Source organism: Paraburkholderia sp. DHOC27, from assembly GCF_003429005.1.
In the GTDB taxonomy this organism is placed as follows: domain Bacteria; phylum Pseudomonadota; class Gammaproteobacteria; order Burkholderiales; family Burkholderiaceae; genus Paraburkholderia.
This window is the reverse complement of record NZ_QVQV01000003.1, coordinates 639,485-661,686: the sequence shown is the minus strand read 5'-3', so window position 1 is coordinate 661,686 and position 22,202 is coordinate 639,485. Positions and strand designations below refer to the sequence as shown.

21 protein-coding genes are annotated in these 22,202 nt (G+C 60.3%); 6 read left to right on the top strand and 15 right to left on the bottom strand.

What is annotated here, in order from left to right; genetic code table 11:
* Window positions 1-1,736: 1,736 nt before the first annotated feature.
* The 7 genes from D0B32_RS15000 to D0B32_RS32285 form a co-directional block, all read right to left on the bottom strand.
* On the bottom strand, window positions 1,737-2,708 hold the full coding sequence (locus D0B32_RS15000; RefSeq protein ID WP_117334727.1) for a branched-chain amino acid ABC transporter permease: 972 nt from the start codon (window positions 2,706-2,708) through the stop codon (window positions 1,737-1,739).
* Entirely contained in the window at window positions 2,708-3,592 is an 885-nt protein-coding gene (locus tag D0B32_RS14995) for a branched-chain amino acid ABC transporter permease (protein WP_117334726.1), read from the bottom strand. Before D0B32_RS14995 ends, D0B32_RS15000 begins: the two co-directional genes overlap by 1 nt.
* A gap of 153 nt (window positions 3,593-3,745) precedes the next feature.
* The gene (locus D0B32_RS14990) at window positions 3,746-4,960 is read right to left on the bottom strand and encodes an ABC transporter substrate-binding protein (RefSeq protein ID WP_117334725.1); all 1,215 of its coding nucleotides are present in this window, start codon (window positions 4,958-4,960) and stop codon (window positions 3,746-3,748) included.
* A gap of 59 nt (window positions 4,961-5,019) precedes the next feature.
* Window positions 5,020-5,775, bottom strand: a complete 756-nt coding sequence (locus tag D0B32_RS14985) for an ABC transporter ATP-binding protein (protein ID WP_117334724.1) — start codon at window positions 5,773-5,775, stop codon at window positions 5,020-5,022.
* Window positions 5,772-6,551, bottom strand: coding sequence for an ABC transporter ATP-binding protein (locus tag D0B32_RS14980; protein WP_117334723.1), 780 nt, complete (start codon window positions 6,549-6,551; stop codon window positions 5,772-5,774). Before D0B32_RS14980 ends, D0B32_RS14985 begins: the two co-directional genes overlap by 4 nt.
* Window positions 6,552-6,793: 242 nt before the next feature.
* Window positions 6,794-8,500 carry a GMC family oxidoreductase gene (locus D0B32_RS14975; protein ID WP_117334885.1) on the bottom strand — a complete coding sequence of 569 codons (1,707 nt, stop codon included), beginning with the start codon at window positions 8,498-8,500 and terminating at the stop codon, window positions 6,794-6,796.
* Between the two features lie 652 nt (window positions 8,501-9,152).
* On the bottom strand, window positions 9,153-9,353 hold the full coding sequence (locus D0B32_RS32285; protein ID WP_147329530.1) for a hypothetical protein: 201 nt from the start codon (window positions 9,351-9,353) through the stop codon (window positions 9,153-9,155).
* A gap of 14 nt (window positions 9,354-9,367) precedes the next feature.
* Here D0B32_RS32285 and D0B32_RS14970 point away from each other — a divergent pair, with 14 nt between their 5' ends.
* Together D0B32_RS14970 and D0B32_RS14965 are read left to right on the top strand one after the other, a co-directional pair.
* Complete coding sequence (locus tag D0B32_RS14970; protein WP_117334722.1) at window positions 9,368-10,267, top strand: LysR family transcriptional regulator; 900 nt, start codon at window positions 9,368-9,370, stop codon at window positions 10,265-10,267.
* A 224-nt stretch (window positions 10,268-10,491) separates the two neighbouring features.
* Window positions 10,492-11,028, top strand: coding sequence for a class IV adenylate cyclase (locus tag D0B32_RS14965; protein WP_117334721.1), 537 nt, complete (start codon window positions 10,492-10,494; stop codon window positions 11,026-11,028).
* 90 nt (window positions 11,029-11,118) lie between these two features.
* Here D0B32_RS14965 and D0B32_RS14960 read toward each other — a convergent pair whose 3' ends face one another.
* Window positions 11,119-11,610 carry an Lrp/AsnC family transcriptional regulator gene (locus D0B32_RS14960; RefSeq protein WP_117334720.1) on the bottom strand — a complete coding sequence of 164 codons (492 nt, stop codon included), beginning with the start codon at window positions 11,608-11,610 and terminating at the stop codon, window positions 11,119-11,121.
* Window positions 11,611-11,880: 270 nt separating this feature from the next.
* Here D0B32_RS14960 and D0B32_RS14950 point away from each other — a divergent pair, with 270 nt between their 5' ends.
* Window positions 11,881-12,216, top strand: a complete 336-nt coding sequence (locus D0B32_RS14950) for a 4a-hydroxytetrahydrobiopterin dehydratase (RefSeq protein WP_259295017.1) — start codon at window positions 11,881-11,883, stop codon at window positions 12,214-12,216.
* A 164-nt stretch (window positions 12,217-12,380) separates the two neighbouring features.
* Here the strand turns inward: D0B32_RS14950 and D0B32_RS14945 are convergent, their stop codons facing one another.
* Window positions 12,381-12,605: a DUF3717 domain-containing protein gene (locus tag D0B32_RS14945; RefSeq protein WP_117334884.1), complete on the bottom strand. Its 225-nt coding sequence runs from the start codon at window positions 12,603-12,605 to the stop codon at window positions 12,381-12,383.
* A 117-nt stretch (window positions 12,606-12,722) separates the two neighbouring features.
* Here D0B32_RS14945 and D0B32_RS14940 point away from each other — a divergent pair, with 117 nt between their 5' ends.
* A complete protein-coding gene (locus D0B32_RS14940; protein WP_074262960.1) occupies window positions 12,723-13,409 on the top strand; it encodes a response regulator transcription factor in 687 nt (228 codons plus the stop codon).
* A 175-nt stretch (window positions 13,410-13,584) separates the two neighbouring features.
* Entirely contained in the window at window positions 13,585-15,081 is a 1,497-nt protein-coding gene (locus D0B32_RS14935; protein WP_117334717.1) for a sensor histidine kinase, read from the top strand.
* A 62-nt stretch (window positions 15,082-15,143) separates the two neighbouring features.
* On the opposite strand, the gene D0B32_RS14930 is transcribed toward D0B32_RS14935, so the two are convergent.
* The 6 genes from D0B32_RS14930 to D0B32_RS14905 all read right to left on the bottom strand — a co-directional run bounded on the left by D0B32_RS14930 (window position 15,144) and on the right by D0B32_RS14905 (window position 21,692).
* Complete coding sequence (locus tag D0B32_RS14930; RefSeq protein ID WP_117334716.1) at window positions 15,144-15,629, bottom strand: SET domain-containing protein; 486 nt, start codon at window positions 15,627-15,629, stop codon at window positions 15,144-15,146.
* Between the two features lie 259 nt (window positions 15,630-15,888).
* A complete protein-coding gene (locus D0B32_RS14925; protein WP_117334715.1) occupies window positions 15,889-17,001 on the bottom strand; it encodes an NADH:flavin oxidoreductase/NADH oxidase in 1,113 nt (370 codons plus the stop codon).
* 157 nt (window positions 17,002-17,158) lie between these two features.
* Window positions 17,159-17,881 (bottom strand): glutamine amidotransferase, encoded by a 723-nt coding sequence (locus tag D0B32_RS14920; RefSeq protein ID WP_117334714.1) that lies wholly within the window; start codon window positions 17,879-17,881, stop codon window positions 17,159-17,161.
* Between the two features lie 133 nt (window positions 17,882-18,014).
* Window positions 18,015-18,653: a MarR family winged helix-turn-helix transcriptional regulator gene (locus D0B32_RS14915; RefSeq protein WP_117334713.1), complete on the bottom strand. Its 639-nt coding sequence runs from the start codon at window positions 18,651-18,653 to the stop codon at window positions 18,015-18,017.
* Between the two features lie 621 nt (window positions 18,654-19,274).
* The gene (locus tag D0B32_RS14910; protein ID WP_117334712.1) at window positions 19,275-20,390 is read right to left on the bottom strand and encodes a YbdK family carboxylate-amine ligase; all 1,116 of its coding nucleotides are present in this window, start codon (window positions 20,388-20,390) and stop codon (window positions 19,275-19,277) included.
* A gap of 99 nt (window positions 20,391-20,489) precedes the next feature.
* Entirely contained in the window at window positions 20,490-21,692 is a 1,203-nt protein-coding gene (locus D0B32_RS14905) for a cation:proton antiporter (protein WP_117334711.1), read from the bottom strand.
* 117 nt (window positions 21,693-21,809) lie between these two features.
* Here D0B32_RS14905 and D0B32_RS32280 point away from each other — a divergent pair, with 117 nt between their 5' ends.
* A complete protein-coding gene (locus D0B32_RS32280) occupies window positions 21,810-22,127 on the top strand; it encodes a hypothetical protein (RefSeq protein ID WP_147329529.1) in 318 nt (105 codons plus the stop codon).
* The last annotated feature ends 75 nt before the right edge of the window (window positions 22,128-22,202 follow it).

Genomic DNA, 22,202 nt, shown 5'->3' with positions numbered 1-22,202 from the left:
GGCGCCATCGATACAAGCCAGATCCGGCAAATAGACATGGCACCCCGATTCCAGACGGAATCCCGGACAGCTCGCGCGTCGCAATTCCACTGATAACCTCGAACGCGGTCACGGCGCGAAATTCCGAAATCGGTAGAACAACGTCAAACCTCACGCGATCGCGCGTAGCAACAGAAAATGGCTCATTGGTCGCAACGCCACGACAACGAGAAGCGCCGCAACCAAAGCCGTCAGCAGCACGACGAGATCGTTGCCAGCCACAGAGACGCGCCCTATTGCGTGATTACGAGCGCCGTTGTGTCGGCCTCTGCTCCGTCGTCGAAGAGTCCGTGCAAACGTCGCACTCATTCGCGAGCAGCGTCAGATGATGCGTGGAGACCCCGCCGTGAAGGACGGCATACCACTTGGCACCCGTGGCATTGGCGAGACCATGAAGGGCACTTCCCATACGCTGCCACGCTATCGGTCTACGGCCTCTCCAAAGCCCACGAGCGCTCTTGAGGCTAAATTGCAATGGCCGTGGCCACGCGACCATCAGAATCATCGGTGCGTTACCCCTGGAGACGGGATCCGTCGCGTCGAGCGCCCTCCACGTGATGCTCGAACCGCTGACAGTACACAAACAGTCATCGTCGATCGGCTTACCCACGTTCAACACGCGCCTTACTCAGATGCGTTGCCCTCGGGAGCGCGATGCACCGCACGCTCTCCACGGCAAATCTCCAAGCGGCAGGAGTGTGGGTTCTTCTCAAGAATCCCGAGCGATGCAACCTGCCTCGTCGCCCACACTGGCACCTCGACTTTCACATACCCGAACGTCTGTAGGCCCATCTGCGCTTATTCCCTGCCTCCAAACGCCTACAGCCATCCGCTTGCCCGGCACGCGAACACAGCGTGTGAAACCAGCGACTCGATGCCGAAGCGCCAAACACGCCCTTCTCCGCCGCAAAACCACGCGCAGCGCTAGCCAACCGGGCCGCTCGATCAGGTTCAAAAAGGCCGCCCTCGCGTATTCACCAGCCGGATTTTATGGTTCGCATCAAGCCGCAGATACATTCACCTTAGCCATAACTCATTCAGGTCACACCGTTTGCAATACGCGGCAAAACGCGACCGGTTAATACCAACCGATAACCAGTCCAATTCACGTTTTGCTGATTTGGCAAATGCCCGCCCATTGGGCAAATAAACGGCGGCCCGATTTACTTGGCTAAAAATTAGTAGAGTTTGTCGGCGCGCTGATCGACCGACCAGCTTTAAAGGAAGAGAAGGAAACGCGTGATCCGCAAATCAGATGACGACGTTGAACCAAGAGCCCCAAAGACCCCGCGGAACGGCGCATCCAGACACATCACACATCCCGGAAACAAACCGCCCGACTAAAGAAAGCAGACAAAGACGCAACGCAGAGTCGATTAAAAAACCGCAATGCAATTTCCGACGCACAAATAAAAAGCGCTGTTGGATATCAATCCAACAGCGCTTTCGTCTGGGCGCTTAGCGCCTCATTGTCTCCTCGTTCTCCACCTGCAAATTCGGTGTTCATCAGAACTGGTGGAAGATTAAACAACCCCCCCATTTGGGACAACTAGCATTTACCCTAGTGGTGCATCGCAGCACTGTAATGGGGCACATATTTGGGGCATCCAGAGCATCATGCTCTTCTCGTCCAGCTCTCGTCATCACGCTAAATTTGTATCGGATACCGAACTAAATACCAACCTCGATCATATGCATCAAGCTCGCAGTGGTCGCACCCGCGCGACGATTTCCCCCACGATGCCGCGTCGAAACGCCAGCACACAGGCAATAAAAATCAGACCCGTCACGATGGTCGCCGACTCGCCGAGCGAATTGAACCATTGCACGCCCGTCCACGAAGCCAGCGCGCCGCCAATGTCGCCGAGTCGATCCTCCAGCGCCACGATCAACGCCGCGCCCAGCAGCGGGCCAAACAGCGTGCCCATGCCCCCCACGAGCGTCATCAGAATCACCAGCCCGGACATGGTCCAGTACGCGTCACTCAAGGTTTCGAAGCCGAGCACCAGCACCTTCAGCGAACCCGCCAATCCCGCGATGCCGGCAGACAGCACGAACGCAAGCAGCTTGAAACGATCGGTGTCGTAACCCAGCGAAACCGCACGCGGCCCGTTCTCCTTGATCGCTACCAGCACCTGCCCAAAGGGCGAGTGAACGATCCGCACAATCAGAAGGAACATCAGCACCATCACGACCAGTACGACGTAATAAAGCACGATATCCGAAGACAGATCGAGCACGCCGAACAGTTTGCCGCGTTGCACCGCTTGCAGCCCATCCTCGCCATGCGTGAATGGCGCCTGCAAGAACACGAAGTAGACCATCTGCGCGAGTGCGAGCGTGACCATCGCGAAGTAAATGCCCTGACGACGAATGGCGAACAGGCCAACGACGAAACCAAGCAGCGTTGCCGCCGCTGTGCCCGCGAGCACGCCCAGCTCGGGCGAATAGCCGAGAGACTGAATCGCATAACCGGTGGTGTAGCCGGCCATGCCCAGAAACATCGCATGACCAAACGACAGCAACCCCGTGTAGCCGATCAATAGATTGAACGCGGCCGCGAACAGTGCGAAGCACAGCACCTTCATCACGAACAACGGATAAATGCCGATAAACGGCACCGCGATAAGCGCGAGCAGCAGCAGCCCGTAGAGCACTTTCCTTTGCATTATTTTTCCCTGCCGAAAAGACCCGCTGGCCGCACCAGCAGGACCAGCGCCATGATGACGAACACCACGGTCGCCGACGCTTCCGGATAGAACACCCGCGTGAATCCTTCGATCACGCCGAGCAGCAGCCCAGTCAGAATCGAGCCCATGATCGAGCCCATCCCGCCAATCACCACCACCGCAAACACGGTGATGATCATGGGCTGCCCCATCAGCGGCGAGACCTGGATCACCGGCGCGGCCAGCACGCCGGCGAAGGCCGCGAGCGCCACGCCGAAGCCATACGTCAGCGTAATCATCAAAGGCACGTTGACGCCGAATGCCTCCACCAGTTTCGGATTCTCCGTGCCCGCGCGCAGATAGGCGCCGAGCCGCGTTTTCTCGATGACGAACCACGTCGCGAAGCACACCACCAGCGAGGCCAACACCACCCACGCGCGATAGTTCGGCAAGAACATGAAGCCGAGATTGGTCGCGCCGGAAAGCGCCTCGGGGACATCGTAGGGCTGCCCGGACGAACCATAGATGGAGCGGAACACACCCTCCACCACCAGCGTCACGCCGAACGTCAGCAGCAGTCCATACAGATGATCGAGTTTGTACAGCCAGCGCAGCATCGAACGTTCGATCACGATGCCGAACGCGCCCACCACCAGCGGCGCGACCAGCAACATCACCCAGTACGGCAGGTTGAAATACGCCAGACCCATCCACGTGAGCATCGCGCCCAGCATGAACAACGCGCCGTGGGCGAAGTTGATCACATTGAGCAGTCCAAAGATGATCGCCAGCCCCAGACTCAGGATTGCGTAGAAGGAGCCGTTCACGAGCCCGAGCAATAACTGGCTCAGCATCGCCGACAGCGGAATGCCAAAGATTTCCATTGAATCCTTAAGCTATCGTCAAGGAGAGATCGAGCAGTCCGCGGCGTTGCAAAATGCGGACGACCCCAATGCACGCCTGGCGTGAAAAACCTCTCGTCTACCGGCAGCGCTCTGCCAGCAGATTGCAAACCAGCAGACGGTCCTCGCCAGCGCTTACTTCCACAACGCGCAGCGCGTCTCTGCTTTGGTCGTGAACGCCTGGTCGCCCGGGATCGTCGCCATGATCTTGTAGTAGTCCCAAGGTTCTTTCGATTCCGCCGGCGTCTTCACCTGCATCAGATACATATCGTGAATCATGCTGCCGTCTTCGCGGATATAGCCCTTCGCATAGAAGTCGTCGATCTTCGTCTTCTTCAACTGGGCCATGATCTTGTCGCCATCGGTCGAGCCGACTGCCTTGACTGCATTCAGATAGGTCATGACGGCCGAATAGTCCGCGGCCTGCAGGCTCGACGGCATCCTCTTGGTCTTGTCGAAGTAGCGCTCGGCCCACTTGCGGGTGGTGGCGTCCTTGTTCCAGTACCAGCTATCGGTCAGCGTGAGGCCTTGCGTCGTCTCGAGCCCCAGGCTGTGGATGTCGTCGATAAAGATCAGCAGCGCCGCGAGCTTCATCGTCTTGGTGATGCCGAATTCCTTGGCGGCCTTGATCGAGTTGACGGTGTCGCCACCGGCATTCGCGAGACCAAGCACCTGCGCCTTCGAGGCCTGCGCCTGCAACAGGAACGACGAGAAGTCGGAGGCCGACAGCGGATGCTTCACATCGCCGAGCACCTGTCCGCCGTTGGCTTTCACCACGTCCGAGGTGGCTTTTTCCAGCGCCTTGCCGAACGCGTAATCGGCGGTCAGGAAGAACCACGTCTTGCCGCCCTGTTTGGTGATTTGCGAGCCGGTGCCCTTGGCGAGCGCGGTCGTGTCGTACGCGTAGTGCACGGTGTAGGGTGTGCACTGCTCATTAGTCATCGTGTCGGCTCCGGCGCCAACGTTGATATAAGGCTTGTGCTTTTCGGCCGCCACCTGATTCATCGACAGACCCGTCGCCGAGTTCGTACCGCCAAGCAGCATGTCGACGCCATCGCGATCGAACCATTCCCGTGCGCGCGACGCAGCAATGTCCGCCTTGTTCTGGTGATCCGCGTAGACCAGTTCGATCGGCTTGCCGTTGACCTTGCCGCCGAAGTCGGCAATGGCCATCTTGATCGCTTCGAGCCCGCCCGGCCCGTCGATATCCGCATACAGCCCCGACATGTCGGTGATGTAACCGATCTTCACTGCGTCGTCAGCGGCTCGCGCACTGCCCACGGTCAGCGCCGCGCTGGCCGTCGCGGCAAAACAGAACACCGAAAGCCGCGCGAGGGTCGTCATTTTCATTTGCTGTCTCCTGGTTTCCGAGCTTGTGGTTATCAGAGGCAATCGGCACCGATCCGCATCTATACCCCGAGCAAATCGTGTAGCGCCGGCATCTTGCTTTCGAGTTCGCCTGCATTGAAGTGCTCGACGATGCCGCCGTGTTCCATCACGTAGAAGCGATCGGCGAGCGGCGCAGCGAAGCGGAAATTCTGTTCGACCATCACGATCGTGTAGCCACGCGCCTTGAGCGTGACGATCATGCGCGCGAGGGCCTGTACGATGACCGGTGCGAGACCCTCGGAGATTTCATCGAGCAGCAGCAGACTCGCACCCGTGCGCAGGATGCGCGCCACGGCCAGCATCTGTTGCTCACCGCCCGAGAGACGTGTGCCCTGACTGGCACGGCGTTCCTGCAGGTTAGGAAACATCGCGTAGATTTCATCGAGCGACATCATGTGCGCGGCGTCACCAACCGGCGGCGGCAACAGCAGATTTTCCTCGCACGAAAGGCTCGAAAAAATGCCCCGCTCTTCCGGGCAATATCCGATGCCGCAGTGGGCGATACGATGCGTGGGCATATTGATCGTCTCGCGTCCACCCACGCGAATCGAGCCGGTGCGACGCCCGGTGAGTCCCATGATGGCGCGCAGCGTCGTGGTCCGGCCCGCGCCATTGCGACCGAGCAGCGTCACCACTTCACCGCGGTTCACCGTCAGATTCACGCCATGCAATATATGGGATTCGCCGTACCACGCCTGCAAACCGGCGATCTCCAGCGCAGGCTCCGCCGCGACCCCGCTCACCTCGACGTTCTCGCGCTCCGCCAGCGTATTCATGCGTGGGCTCCGGCGAGCGCAGCATCGGCGCTGCCCATATAGGCCTGCATGACCAACGGACTCTTCGACACTTCGGCGTACGTGCCTTCGGCCAGCACTTCGCCACGTTGCAGGACCGTGATCGTGTCCGAGATGCCGGCGATCACGTTCATATTGTGCTCGACCATCAGGATGGTGCGGCCGCTCGAAACCTTCTTGATCAGCGCGGTGACGCGGTCCACGTCCTCGTGACCCATGCCCTGGGTGGGTTCATCGAGCAGCATCAGCTCGGGTTCCATCGCAAGGGTCGTGGCAATTTCCAGCGCACGCTTGCGGCCATACGACAATTCAACGGTCAGCACATCGGCGAAATCGGTCAGACCGACCTGCGTCAGCAGATCCATCGCACGGTCATCCAGTTGACGCAGCGTGCGCTCGCTCTTCCAGAAGTGGAAAGCGGTGCCGAGCGGACGTTGCAGGCCGATCCGCACGTTCTGCAATGCTGTCAGATGTGGAAACACCGCGGAAATCTGAAACGAACGGATGATGCCGCGCCGCGCAATCTGTGCGGGCCGCTCGCGCGTGATGTCGATGCCGTTGTAGACGATCTGACCCGAGGTGGGCTCGAGAAACTTGGTCAGCAGATTGAAGCAGGTGGTTTTGCCTGCACCGTTGGGACCGATCAGCGCATGGATCGACCCCCGGCGCACGCGCAGGTTGACGCCATTCACGGCGACGAAACCCTTGAACTCTCTGGTTAGCCCGCGCGTTTCGAGAATCGTGTCGCCGAAAATCATGTTCCCTTCCATGCGAAATGAGGCGAAACACTATGATCTTCCGCGCGAACGGCTGCGCGACAAATGGTGACGACGGCACCCCCGTGCCTGTCGTTGGCGTGGCGCAATCATGCGGACAGGTATCCACCATGCATCACGCAGCATCGCCTCATTGTCTCGCCAATGATGCAGCGCATTCATTGGGATTTGCACTTAGTATCCGATGCACGTCTCGCCGCCGGGACGCGCATCAGCCTTGCACGTCACGCAATAGTCACTGACGCCGCGCTGGTCGTGGTGGGTGTAGCCGCATTGAGACCGCCTGAACGCGCGCGACGATCCTCGCGGATCATGTCGCTGGCACGCTCAGCAATCATGAGCGTCGGCGAGTTGGTGTTGCCCGAGGTGATGTTGGGCATGACGGACGCATCGACCACACGCAAACCTTCGATCCCGACTACACGCAGACGCTGATCGACCACGGCGGCGGGATCGTCCGCAGTGCCCATGCGGCACGTGCCGACCGGATGAAAGATCGTCGTCCCGACCTTGCCTGCGGCTTGCTGCAACTCTTCCTCGGTCTGGAACTCGATGCCTGGCAAGATCTCTTGGGGTCCATAGGGTGCCAGCGCGGGCGCGGCAGCGATACGCCGTGTCAGACGCAGCGCGTTGGCGGCAACGTGACGGTCGTAATCCGTCGAGAGATAGTTGGGCGCAATCTGCGGCGGCGCGCTCGCCTCGGGCGAAACGATATGCACACTGCCCCGGGAAGCCGGACGTAGATGACACACCGACGCGGTGAACGCATTGAAGCGATGCAGCGGTTCGCCGAACTTGTCGAGCGAGAGCGGCTGAACGTGATACTCGAGGTCGGGCCGCGTGAGGGAGCGGTCATCTGGATCGGACTTCGCGAACGCCCCCAGTTGCGATGGCGCCATCGACATCGGGCCGCTCTGGAACAGTGCGTACTGCAGACCGATCATCAGCTTGCCCCACCAGTGCGCGGAAGCCGTGTTGAGCGTGCGTACACCATTCACCTTGTAAGCCATTCGCAATTGCAGATGGTCCTGGAGGTTCTCACCCACGCCACGCAGATCCTGCACGACCTCGATGCCGAGCTTTTGCAGACGCGCGCCGTTGCCAATGCCGGACAGTTCGAGCAATTGTGGCGAGTTGACCGCGCCCGCACACAGGATGACTTCACAGCGGGCCTTGGCCACGTAGTCCACGTCGTTGCCGCGATAGGCGACCCCGACGCAGCGGCGCCCCTCGAACACGAGGCGCTGCGTGAGCGCGCCTGTCAGGACGGTGAGGTTCGCGCGATCGAGCGCAGGGCGCAGGAAAGCCTTGGACGCGTTCCAGCGGATGCCGCGTTTCTGGTTGACGTCGAAGTAGCCGACACCGCTGTTGTCACCGCGATTGAAGTCATCCGTGGCGGGGATGCCGGTTTGCTGCGCGGCTTGCGAGAACGTTTCGAGGATCTTCCATTTGAGGCGTTGTTTCTCCACACGCCAGGGGCCGCCTGAACCGTGCGATTCGTTGGCGCCGCCGTAGTAATCCTCGCTGCGTTTGAAGATGGGCAGGACGTTGTTCCATGACCATGCGGGGTCGTTGGTGACACGGGCCCATTCATCGTAGTCTTCGCGCTGACCACGCATGTAGATCATGCCATTGATAGAGGAGCTGCCGCCGAGTACACGGCCGCGTGGATATGAGAGAGAGCGGCCGTTCAGGCCGGGTTCTGCCTGGGTTTTGTAGAGCCAGTCTGTGCGGGGATTGCCGATGCAATACAAGTAGCCTACCGGTACGTGGATCCAGTGGTAGTCATCCTTGCCGCCGGCTTCCAGTAGTAGTACTGAGGTGTTTTTGTCTTCGCTAAGACGGTTTGCCAAGACACAGCCGGCTGTGCCTGCGCCTACTATGATGTAGTCGTATTCTGGAGTTGGGTTTGGTTCACTGCGTGGATGCATGGTTTTGTCTCCGTTCTGATCTTTGCTCTTTGCCTGCGGCTGCTTTTCTGGTTCGCTTTTCGGTTTGGCCTTTCCTTGCATTCTCTTTGGCCTTTCCTTGCTTTTTTCTTGGCCTTTCCTTGTTTTGTTATTGGTCTATTTGCGTTGCCCCTGTGCGGGGCAGCACCTACTTTTCTTTGCCTGCCGCAAAGAAAAGTAGGCAAAAGAAAGCGGCTCACACCGCCAGCTTTTAGGTGTCTCCCTCGCCACTCTCGCGGCATGGGTCCGAGACGAGATCCTCTCTCGCACCACCCACTCCCGTGACAAAGCCATCATCCGCTCCAGCGTCGCGCTTCGCGCCCCGCCGAAAGGCATAACACCCTTCGTCAATCTTCATTGCTAGATTTCCGGCCCCGTTGCGTGAGTTCTGCTCCCTTCTCGCATTCGTCTGCACTGCTTGCTAACAAACCGTTCTCTCCCAAGACCATCCCACACAAATCTTTTACCACTCCCTGGCAGACCGCTCCGTCACGCACATCGTGCGTTGACGGGATGAATGACTGCTGTGCCACTAACGCTGGGTAAGTGGGAGACGAACTCGTCTCGGACCAATGCCGCGTGAGCGGCGAGGCGGACACCTACGAGCTGGCGGTTTAAGCCCGCTTTCTTTTGCCTACTTTTCTTTGCGGCGGCAAAGAAAAGTAGGTGCCGCCCCGCACAGGGGCAACGCAAATAGACCGATAAGAAAACAAGGAAAGGCAAAGAAACCAAAAAAGCCCAAGAAACCAAAAACCGCCAAAAACAAGAAAACCAAAAATAACCCCAAACCCCAACCACAATCCAATGAAAAAACCAAAACGAAGAAATAAGCCACGCTAATATCACATCATGGATCTAACCCTGCTACGAGCATTCGTCACTGTCGCCCACGAGGGCAACCTGACCCGTGCTGCAGTGCAACTGCACCTCACTCAACCCGCCGTCAGCCTGCAAATCAAACATCTGCAGGAAACGCTTGGCCTCACGCTGTTCACACGAACCTCGCACGGCCTGGCCCTGACTCGCGACGGTCAGGCGCTCCTCCCTCACGCTGAGCGTGCCCTCGGTGCCGCCAGCGATGTCCAGCGCGCGGCCGCCTCGCTGCGTCACGAAGTCCGCGGCAGGCTGCGCATCGGCACCATCCTCGATCCGGAATTTCTGCGCCTGGGCGGCTTTCTCAAGCAACTGGTCGAAACCTGGCCACACATCGAAACCGCGCTGCGGCATGGCATGTCAGGTTGGGTGCTCGACCAGATCCGCGCCGGTGAGCTCGACGTGGGCTACTACATCGGCCAACCCGCCGAGCACGACGCCCGTGATAGCGCCACCTTCCACGCGGTCACGCTGACCCGTTTCCAGTATCGCGTCCTCGCGCCGGCCGGCTGGAAAGACCGCGTCAAAGGTGCGCGCGACTGGCGCTCGCTCGCTGCGCTGCCGTGGATCTGGACGCCACCCGCCTCGGCGCATAACCGGCTGCTGTCACGCTGCTTCGCCGAAGCCGGCGTGAAGCCAGTGAAAGTGGCTGAGGTGGATCAGGAGCCGTCCATGCTGGATCTGGTGAAATCGGGTGTGGGCTTGACGCTCGCCCGCGATGCCATCGCCATCGCCGAGGCCCACGCGCATGCCCTCACCATCGTCGAAGGCGTCACGGTGCCTACGCAGTTGAGCTTCGTCACGCTCGCCGCCCGCCAGGACGACCCCACCATCGCCGCCGCGCTCAAGCTCATCGAACAACAATGGGCGATATGAGGCACACTCATGACATGCTCGTGGGTTCCCGCGAACCCACTGCGCACGGCTTAACAGCAACGTCACGCGCTTTTTGCTAGATTCAGGGTTTGCGCGCGCTCTCGATTCCCCGCGCCCCGCCTTCGCTTGCGTTTGATCCTGGTTTGTTCTTCCCGGTGTGCCTCAACCCGCATCACGCCCTATCTGCGGCCGCCGCTCTATCTATCTCTCGACAGGAACCTGACATGGCACGCAACATCGAAATCAAAGCTCGCGCCCGGCACTTCGATCAGCTTCTCGAACGCGCTGCCGAACTTTCGCCCGAGGCTCCGCTCATCTTTCGTCAGCAGGATTTCTTCTACGACGTGCCGCGCGGGCGTCTGAAGCTGCGCCAGTTCGACGACGGCACGCCCGCTGAGCTGATCTTCTATCAGCGCGACGATCGCGACGGCCCGAAGGCGTCCTACTACACGCGTAGCCCCGTCACCAACCCGGAAGCCATGCACTCGCTGCTCGCGACCGCCCTGACCACGCGCGGCATCGTCACGAAAGAGCGGCACGTGTATATCACCGGACGCACGCGCATCCACCTCGACCGGGTGGACGGGCTGGGTGATTTCGTTGAACTGGAAGTGGTATTGGCGCAGGACGACGACGAAGAAGGCGGTCACGCCGAGGCCCATGAGATGTTCGCCAAGCTCGGCGTGCCGGAAACGGATCTGGTCGCGGTGGCGTATGTGGACCTGCTGAGCCCCGATGCCGAGCCGTTGCAGACGGCGTAAATGACGCGGCCGACGTGCTTGCGGCTATCGCGCGGGTCACGTTGGCCTTATGAAATGCGGCCGCCCACGTTACGGCACCAACCAGCGGCATCAATCAGCGGCCGCGCCCGATGCGAGATGCCCGAGCGGCAGCGGTCCGTTGCGTTTGAACGTGGTCAACACGATGTTCGAACGCACGCTGTCCACACCGGGCACCCGCATCAGCTTTTTCATCACGAACGACGACAGCGCATTCAGATCCGGCGCAACGATGCGCAGCAGGTAATCCGCATCCCCCACCACGGCATGACATTCCAGCACTTCGGGCAGCATGTCGATCTGCTGCTGGAACTGCTCCACGATCGAGTCGCCGTGATGCTTGAGTTTCAGGCTGGTAAAAGCGGTCACGCCTAGGCCTAGCTTCTCGGGACGCAGCACCACACGATACCCATCCACCACCCCGATCTGCTCGAGACGCTGCAACCGTCGCCCAATCTGCGACGGCGACAACGGCACCTGTTCGCCCAGTTGCTGATGCGTGGCGCGCCCGAAGCGCTGTAGGACGTCCAGCAGCGCGAGATCGAAGTGATCGAGTTCCAGCATGGCGAATCTCCGCATAAATTAACTACTTTATGCAAAATTATTGCACACACGTCAGCATTGACGCCCTGACTGCCGCCTCTCGTCTGAGGTTTGCGTGCGCCGCACACGCAGCGAAGTCCAATCCGTGCTGAAAAGGGCCAAGGCCCAAAGCGGCCCATTCCGATCCGTGGAAAAATAGCCTGATGCGTAGCGTACCCTGCCCGCCAAAAGCGAGGCCCGGACCGCGCGCGGCGCCGTCCTTGCACGCGAGCATCATCAGCAAGGCGGCCCATTCACGCACACCACTCAGCGAGGAATTCGATGATTCATAAACTCACTTCGGAAGAGCGTGCCACGCAACTTGCGCAACTCGACGGCTGGGTTGCCGCGTCCGGACGCGACGCGATCCAGCGGCATCTGAAGTTTGCCGATTTCAACGAGGCCTTTGGATTCATGACGCGCGTGGCCATCAAGGCGCAGGAAATGGATCATCACCCGGAATGGTTCAACGTCTACAGCAAAGTGGAGATCACCTTGTCGACGCATGAAGCAGGCGGTATCACCGAGCGCGATATTGCCCTGGCCCGCTTTATCGACGAAGCCGCGAAAGGCGCCGAGCAGGGCTAGATGCAGGGCTAGTTGCGAACGGCGGGAGCGTCGAACGGCGCAATGCAACACTCACGCGGCAGCGAAGAAACCGGATGAAAGAGGGCAAGCATCAGGGCAACAACGCGTTACCAAAAGTTCGCTGAAAGCCCGTTGCAACCCAATTTGCGCTCAATCCTTCACTTCTACAGGGCATTCTTAAGGCGAACGTAAGAATCCCACGCTTGCCGCGCAATCCCGTCCAAAGCTTCCGGTGATAGCGAGGTCTGACGCTGTACAATCAGCAGCGCATACGGCTTGGAGAGCGCGCTTGCCTCCTTGCACAGAACAAGTTCGTCGCCGCTCGAAGGTGAGCGGGCGCGCCAGAAGTTGATCGCGTCTTCGAGTTCGTGGATGGTTATATCGGACATGATGTGCGTGATCGCCGGATGGCCGCAGGCAAGGTGGTGCCGCCCGGCATCCTGTGCAGCAGGCGCCCTGGCGAACCGCGTGCCAAAGCCTAAACCCATTGTACTTGAGCGAAACCCATGCGACTCCTTCTGATCGAAGATGACCGCCCTATCGCGCGCGGCATCCAAAGCAGTCTCGAACAAGCCGGCTTCACGGTCGACATGGTCCACGACGGCATTTTCGCCGAACAGGCCCTCACGCAAAATCGCCACGAACTCGTGATCCTCGATCTGGGCTTGCCCGGCATCGACGGCATGACGCTGCTCTCGCGTTTTCGTCAGAGCAACCGGCACACGCCGGTGATCGTGCTGACCGCGCGCGACGAGCTGAACGACCGTGTCCAGGGGCTGAATTCCGGCGCCGACGACTACATGCTCAAACCGTTCGAACCGGCTGAACTCGAAGCGCGTATTCGCGCCGTGATGCGCCGCAGCGGACCGCATGGCGACATGCCGCGTCCGGAAGTGTCCTTGGGCGGCGTGCGTCTGTCGGGCGTCGACCGTCGTATCTTCAACGACGACAAGCCGCTCGAACTGTCACCGCGTGAATTCGCCGTGCTCGAAATGCTGTTGCTGCGCCACGGCCGTGTGGTCAGCAAGGCGCAACTGCAGGATCATCTGACGCACTTCGGCGGCGACCTCGGCGATACGGCGATCGAGGTGTACGTGCACCGGGTGCGCAAAAAGCTCGAAAACTGCCGTGTCGAAATCGTCACGGTGCGTGGCTTCGGCTACCTGTTGCAGGAAATCCGTCAGGCCGCATAATGGCCATGAAGGTTGGGGCCGCGCCCGCTCGCTAGCTGCCGCGCCCAGCAACCTGACGGCGCCCGAGCCGGCATCACACGTTCAATGCCTTCGTGGCAGCAACGCGCGCCTTGCCGGCGCCGGGTGGCTTTTGCGGTGAGTGCTTGCCGCCCCTCCTTTTCTCGCGCGTTCGACCATGCCCCACCCGGCCGCGAATAGCCTGCGCCGCACGCTGCTGCGGCGCCTCGCTGCTCCCCTTTCACTGCTCGCTCTGATGAGTGGGCTGATCGCGTACTGGCTCGCGTGGCAATACACGCAGCACGTCGTGGACCGTTCGCTCGCCGATCTCGCCACCGCCATTTCGAAGCAGATCCAGATTGCGGGTCCGAATGCCAAGGTCGACGTTCCGCCGCTGGCACAGGCCATGTTCTCCGATCCGGTTGAAAAACTCGTCTACCGGATAAGCAATGGCGATACGGAAATCGCCGGCGACCCGAACCTGCCGCTACAAGGCAAAAGCGTGCGTCTGATGCACTACGCGTACGTGTTCGAGACGCAGCACAACGGCGTGGCCGTGCGCGTCGCTCAGGTACGCGTGGACCAGCCAACGGGCAATCCGATCGTGGTCGAAGTGGGTCAGCCGGTGCAGCATCGCTTCCAGATTGCCGCGGAGTTTCTGGTGGCCATCATGATGCCGCTGCTGCTCCTGCTGCTCGCGGGATGGGTGATCGTGTGGCGGGTGGTCAATCAGCAGCTCAATCCGCTCACGGATCTCGCCGATTCGCTGAACCGGCAAACCCACACCTCGCTCGAACCGGTTGACGAAACCTTCGTGCCGGTCGAAATCCGGCCACTCACAGGTGCGTTGAACGCCCTGCTCGACCGCCTGAAAAGCGCGCTCGACGCGCAGCGCAAATTCATCGCTGACGCCGCCCATCAACTTCGCACGCCGTTGACTGCGGTGAAGCTGCACGCGGAGCAGGCAGCCACTGCGCGCGATCCGCAAGTCACGCTCGCCGCCGTGCGCGAACTGCGCGCCGCGGCGGATCGTGCGGTGCGGTTGTCGAACCAGTTGTTGTCGCTGGCACGCGCCGAGCCTGGCGAGCAGGCCGCGCGCTTCGTCAACGTGGACATGGCCGCGCTTGCCTTCGAAACCGGCGCCGAGTGGGTGCCGCGGGCTTTGGCCGTGCACGTGGACCTCGGCTTTCAGCGTCTGGACGACCCCGAGAACGATCGTCCATTGACCGCACGTGGCAACCCGGTGCTGCTGCATGAGGTGATCGCCAATCTACTCGACAACGCGCTGAAGTACGTGCCGCCGTCGCGCTTCGACGGTGGGCGTATCACGGTCACGGTGTCGCAAAGCGTGATCGACGACGCGCCGACGGCCGAGATCATCGTGGAAGACAACGGCCCCGGTGTACCACTCGCGCAGCAGGCCGACCTCTTCAAGCGCTTTTTCCGCGGTGACGGTCAGGCCGACAGCGGCGTCGACGGTGGCGCGGGTCTCGGTCTCGCCATCGTCCACGACATCATGGTCTTGCATCGCGGCAGTGTGCATTACGAAGACGCGCCGGATGGGGGCGCACGCTTCATCGTCCGCATTCCGCTCATCACCGCTGCTACGCCACGCGCAATCGACGCGCGGCGCGCGCCAAAAAAATCGGCGCACCAGGCGCCGATCGATCTTTGATTCCGCAGAATTAACGCCTCGTTAATGGCGTTTCACAGGGCTGCGTCCGTGCAGCCCTCACCTCATTTCTTCTTTTTGCTTTTCTTGCCTTTGCCCGCTTTCTCCGGCGGCGCCAGCATCGTGCCGCGGCATTTACGTGCGCCGCAGCGGCACTCGTATTCCTTTTGCAGCTTCTTGGTCTGACGTGCGTCGATCACGAGACCATAGTCATAAAACAGTTCTTCGTCGGCGGCGATATCGCGCAACGCATGCACATACACGTGACCGTCGATCTCTTCGGCTTCGCAGTTCGGCGCGCACGAATGGTTGATCCAGCGCGCGCTGTTGCCGTCTACCTTGCCGTCGATCACGCCGCCGCCATCGAGCGCGAAATAGAACGTGTGATTCGGTTCTTTCGGATTATGCGGATGACGCCGCAGGGCTTCCTTCCACGAAATCCGTTCGCCCTTGTATTCAATCAGGCGCTCACCGGCCGCAATCGGTTCGACAGCAAACACGCCTTTGCCATGCACTCCCGAACGGCGCACGACGATCCTGCGTGAACTCATTGAATGAATCCTTCTGAAGAGCGAGGGGTGAACATCGCAACGATCGCCAGCACGAGCGGTTGACGACGCCTGCCAGTTTTCTGGCGCGAATAACAAACGCGGCGCCTTGCGGGCGCCGCGTCGACTTGCAACGCAGGTGCGTCACATCCGGCATCGTACACGCTTGATATGGCTTCGTTCAACCGTCAAAAAGTCATTGCGGTATTGACTGCACGGTGTTGATTGCAGTGCTGACCGCGTTGCAGACCACATTGACCGTTCAACGCTGGCCGAACGAGATGTCGCCGAACAAAGCCTTTTGATCGCGCGGTTGCGAGCGCCAGTACTGCGGCGGCGCTTCGACGGTCGCGCCGAGTTGCGCGGCGGCATGCCAGGGCCAGCGTGGGTTGTACAGCAAGCCACGCGCCAAGGCGATCAGATCGGCGTCGCCCTCTTCGATGAGTTGCTCGGCGTGCAGCGGGTCCGTGATCAGGCCCACCGCAATCGTCGTGAGACCGGTTGCCTTTTTGACAGCGTGTGCGAACGGCACCTGATAGCCAGGCTCGAGCGGAATCTTCTGCAGCGGCGAAACGCCGCCTGACGACACGTCGATCCAGTCGCTGCCACGCTTCTTGAGTTCCTGCGCGAACGCGATCGTGTCTTCGAGCGTCCAGCCGCCGTCCACCCAGTCCGTTGCCGAGACGCGTACGCCAACCGGTTTGTCGGCGGGGAAGTTCGCGCGCACGATGTCGAAGATTTCCAGCGGGAACCGCATGCGGTTTTCGAGCGAGCCGCCGTATTCGTCAGTACGCTGATTCGCGATGGGCGAAAGAAACTGATGCAGCAGATAGCCATGCGCCGCATGCACTTCCAGCCCGTCGATGCCAAGACGCGCCGCGCGCCGTGCCGAAGCAGCAAAGGCCTCGCGGATGCGGTTGAGGCCAGCGGTGTCGAGTGCGAGCGGCGGTTCCTCACCCTCCTTGTGCGGCAGTGCCGACGGCGCATGCGCCAACCAGCCGCCATCCGCCACGCGAATCAACTGGCCACCGTCCCACGGCACCTGGCTCGACGCCTTGCGACCGGCGTGATTGAGTTGCATGGTCACCGGAATGGACGAATATTGACGGATGGCTGCCAGCACGGGCACAAGCGCCGCTTCCGTGACGTCGTCCCAAAGGCCGAGACAGCCGGGGGTGATGCGACCATCGGGTTCGATGGCCGTGGCCTCGATGCACAGCATGCCGGCGCCGGACAGCGCCATTGTGCCCAGATGGATCATGTGCCACGCCGTCGCCTCGCCGCGTTCGGCGGAATACTGGCACATGGGGGAGACGACTATACGGTTGGCAAGCGTCACGCTACGCAGCGTGAGCGGGGAGAAAAGCGCGCTCATGGATTACGTCCTGGATAGACGGAGAGCAGACGAGAATAGCACTGCGTTCGATTCGCTGCAGGACTTGTGTCAGCACGGTGGGAGGCAGGCACCTGGCACTGCGTACTGTTTGCCGCTTCGGCGCCTAGAGCAATGCGGGCAGCAATGCCGGCAGCAATTACGGCTTCTTGCCAACCTGTTCGACCTGATCCAGCCATTCGCCGAACATCCGCTGCGCCGCCTCTTCCAGACACGGTGCCAGGCGGGCCGTGTCAGCGCGCAACTCGCGCACGTCGATACCGTGACCGGCAATTTCGCCGGCATTGCCGATCAACCAGGGTTCGAAGCGATCAGCGCGAATTTCCGGGTGGCATTGCAGACCGAGCACGTGATCGCCCCACGCAAACGCCTGGTTTTCGCAAGCCGGTGTGGAAGCGAGCCGCGTCGCACCGACAGGTAGATCGAAGGTATCGCCATGCCAGTGCAGCATGGAGGTAAGGCTGCCGTCCAGATGACGCAGCGGTGACGCCCGGCCGGCATCCGTCAAGGTAAGAGGGGTCCAGCCGAGTTCGGTATGGCCGGCGGGATAGACCCGCGCACCGAGGGCGCGCGCAATCAGTTGGGCGCCAAGGCAGATGCCGAGGGTGGGCAGGCCGGCTGCGATGCGCTTTTCGATCATCGACAACAGCGGCATCAGCGTCGGATAGTGCTCATCGTCGCTGGCGCTGATCGGTCCACCCAGCACCACCATCAGCGACGCCGCAAGCGGATCCGGCGCCTCGATACGGGCGAAACCGACGTCCAGATAGCGCACCGGCAAGCCACGTGTACCCGCCACCAGTTCGAGACTGCCTAGATCCTCGAAGTGCACATGGCGAATGGCCAGAACTTCGTGATTCATCAGCAGACCCCAGCATCAATGGTCAAAAACACGCCTCCAGACGGCGCAACACCGGCCCGGCAGGCCGCATGAAGCGGCTGCCCAGGCCGGCTCGGCAATGAGCTGGCAGTGTAGCGAACTCTGGAGCCTCGCGTTACGCAGCGTAGATCTTCCAGATTTTCTTTTGGGTCGCGACGTCAGCGGTTTCGTGCACCGAGCAATCGAGACGCACTGCCGTGTCCGACATTTTCAGGTCGAGCAGCTTGCAGTAATGCGGCGTCTTCTTCGGATTCTTGCTCGGTTCGAAGTGCGTGCACGTCAGACACATGCGGTGCGGCGGGATATCGTCCTGCGTTTCGAGCTGGCGAACCGTCTTCAGCAGCGTGCGATAAAACACGGCTTGCTCGTCGTCCTTCAGCGTGCCGACGGCCTTAGCCAGGAAGTCCGGCCATTGCGCAGCGCGCTTGGCGGCCGTGCGGCCCTTGGTCGTCAGACGCACTGCCAGCGCGCGGCCGTCGTCGAGCGCGCGGCGCTTTTCGACGAGCCCCTTGCTTTCGAGCGTGCTCACCGCATCGCTCGTGGTAGCGGCGGTCAAAGCCGTTTCACGTGCGATCTCGCCCAAACGCATCGGGCCCTTGCGTTGCATCAGCAGCACGAGGATTTCGCCCTGGGTGGGCGTGAGACCCGCGCCTTCCGCCCACTCCCATGCCTGGCTTCGCATGGCCGTGCTCAGTCGCAATAGGCTGTGGGTGACTCGCCCGGTTGCCTGCTCTCCGTATACGCCTTCGCTCATAATCTTTCGTTCGTTAATGACAGCTTGCCGCTGCGTAGCTGGCCGTCGGGTGCCAAACACGCCGGCAGCCTGTATGGGGGCAGTCTCGTCCCTTCAAGGACGGACTGAATCTACTATCTCGAAAATGTACTGCCAAGGGCACCCAGATTTTGCATGCCCCACAACATTTTTTTGCTTACTCCAACTTCGTACCTGTCATGAAACTGGCAGGTGAGGCTACGGCATCGGAGCTGCAAAACCGACATTCTATGCGAGACGAGAGAATCGTACAGCTAACTTATCCAACGCTCCCTGTGGATAACCATAGGAAAACACTTCTAGCGGCCTGTGCATCGATTCTTGATAAGCCAGCCTGCCGCCATTTCGCCCACCTGGTTGTCCGCACTTTCCCGCCGCGATGCACCCGCCACCCCACCACTTATCCTTTTGGCAGGGCTTTGAGTTTGCAGCAAATTATTCAGTTGTCCACAGGCTAATGCAAGGCTTGTTAACTACTATTACGTTTGTATACGTAAATATTGGAAACATCTAAGGAAGCCCGATCTGGATTTTCCAACACAAAAAAAAACCCGCACAACCTCAGTTCTGCGGGCTTCCGACAACGCTTGCAAGCCTTCTTCGCTACGCGCGCCATTGCAGACACTGCTGCCGTACGGCCTCGTGCAACGATTTCTCATGTTCGAACACGGTACGCACCCAGGTGGCGTCGTTGACCTGACCGCGTGCGATCGACGCCACTTCGGCCAGCGCCTTGCCTGAACCGAGCGCGTCGGCGTGGGGGGCAATGCGCTCGAGCGTTTCGATGATGTCCTCGGAAATCGTCTTGCGCTCGCCCGTCTGCGGATCGATGCAGGTGCCGGCGAGGCCAAAGCGGCATGCTTCGAAGCGGTTGAAGGTGTAGACCAGGTAGTCGTCTTCCTTTGGTTGCAACGGCTTGTCGAGCAGCAGATGACGCGCGAGAGTCTGGATGTAGCAGGCAATCGCCGCGGCACGATCGACGGAAAGCGGCGTATCCATCACACGAACTTCGATGGTGCCGAAGCCCGGCTTCGGACGGATGTCCCAGTAAAAGTCTTTCATGCTGTTCACGACACCCGTGTGAACCATCTTCGAAAAATATTCTTCGAAGCTGTCCCACGTCAGGACGAACGGCGCGCGTCCCGACAACGGAAAGGCGAAAACAGAATTGAGCCGGGCGGAATGAAAACCCGTATCCACACCCTGCACGAACGGCGACGAAGCCGAAAGCGCGATGAAATGCGGAATGAAGCGCGACATCGAATGGAGCAGATACAGAGCACTGTCGGCATCGGGACAGCCGATATGCACGTGTTGTCCGAACACGGTGAACTGCTTGGCAAGGTAGCCATACAACTCGGACAGATACTGAAAGCGCGGCGTATCGACGATCTGCCGGTCGCTCCATTGCTGGAAGGCGTGTGTACCACCACCGCAGAGTCCGACGTTGAGACGATCGGCCGCGGCCACCAGCGTGTCGCGAATCTTGCGCAAGTCAGCCAGCGCCTGCTCGTGTGACGTGCAAATGCCGGTTGAGAGCTCGATCATGCTCTCGGTGATTTCCGGCGTGATGTTGCCGGGGATGGGTTCATCCTTGATGAGTCGCAGCAGATCGGACGCAGCTTTGGTCAGATCATAGTCATGTGTGTTGACGATCTGCATCTCGAGTTCGATACCGAAGGTGAACGGTTTCGAATCGACGAAGCGTTCCAGTGACATAACGTTTCCTGATTCAAGTCGGCTGGGCGGAGCGCGCCGGCCCAGCCGTTTTCAAACATCGATTACGCGCGATGCATGCACCTCGCGCAATAGTCCTTTTCATTCGCGGCGTTCGCCGACCCACGCGAGACTGCGATACACCAGCCACGGCCCGACGATCTGCAACACCACGATCGCGCACATGGTGATGGCGCGCAAAGCCGGGTCGAAGGTCGGGTAGAGCGAGTACGTGTCGTCGACGAGCAGATAGGCGAGCGCCGACATGGGCGATAACGACAGACCCAGCGCGACACCCTGCTTCCAGTTCAAGCCGCTCGGTTTGGCAAAAGCCAGCACACCGACCAGCTTGCCCACCAGACGCGCAACGATCAGACCCAGTGCGGCCAGTCCGCCAATGGCGATGTCTTTCCATTCAAACGACGTCAGCGTCAGCACGAACAGGATCACCGTCAGCAACCAGCCCGCCGTGCCGAAATGCTGCGGCCACAATTGCGGACGGGCTTCGAGGTTCTTGACGATGATGCCCGCCACCAGCAGGCTGAGAATGGTCGAGAGCTTGAACAGGTGCGCCACGGCGATGGCCAGCAGCACGAGACCGAACAGTGCGACGAACGAATGCTCGTCCTGCATGTTCATGCGGCGATAGAAAAAGATGCAGGTGCGGGCGAGTACGAACGCGAGAATCAGCGAGCCGATCAGCAGATACAGCGGCTGCAGAATCGTGGCAAAAACATTACCGTAGGCTTCCTGATGAATCCAGCTCGAGACGAGCTTTTCTATCACTACCGCATACATGCTGTTGAGTGCAGTCAGGCTCATGAGACGCTGCGTGACCTGGCCTTCCGCGCGCAACTCCGTTTTCAACTGGATCACCATTGCGGGCGACGTGGCCATCGCAATCGCGGCGACCACCAGCGCAACGATCAGCGGTACGTGCAGGAATAACAGCACGGGCAGGATCAGCACGAACGTCAATGTGGATTCAGCGATACTCGACAGGATCAGCCAGGGGTTGCGGCCCATCCAGCGCAAATCGAGCCGGCTGCCGAGTTCGAACAGCAAGAGGCCGAGCGCGACGTCCATCAAAGGCCGCGCGGCCGTGGCCGAAGTGGTGTCGATCACGCCAAAACCGGCCGCGCCGGCCACGAGGCCGATTACCGCATAACCGGAAATGCGCGGCAGACGCCATGCGCGGTAGCAAAGTTCGCCGCATAAACCTGCAGCGAGCAATGCGAGCCCTGCCCAAAAAATGGCATCGGGCGAAAGTGGCCAGCCGGGGAAAAACGAAAACGCCGACTTCATCGTGGTGCTGTCTCCTTTGTCGACCGGAGCGCGCCTTCGCGCCTGCTCCGGTTCCAAGCAAGATGATTGCTTTCAGCAACGACCAGCAGCACGGACTCGGGGATAAGACCCGCGAGCGTGCAAACGCGCAATCTCTTCATTGCCCGGTTTGCTCTGCGCCGACCAGCATTGCGAAATGTCATCGATCGGGTGAAATCTGAACGCGCCGGATCCGCGAACTCGCAAGCGGTGAATTCGGTTGTGCAGGCGCGGCGTGAGCTGCGTCTGTACGGATCCCGCGCGATGAAAGAACGTTATCGCCCTGAATCAGAGTCAGATCGAACAGAACCGTTCCTTTGTGCGTCCGTCGTTCACGAGGAACCTGGACGCGAGAAGAACGGCGATTGTGCCATAGGTTTTCGGGCGGAACTGAATACGCTCGAAGCCCTGCCGTAAGCGGTAAAAAGCGGGCTCGATTGCGGGCTTTAGGAGAAAAACCGACCGGTTTGCCGTACTGCAATCCTGGACGTA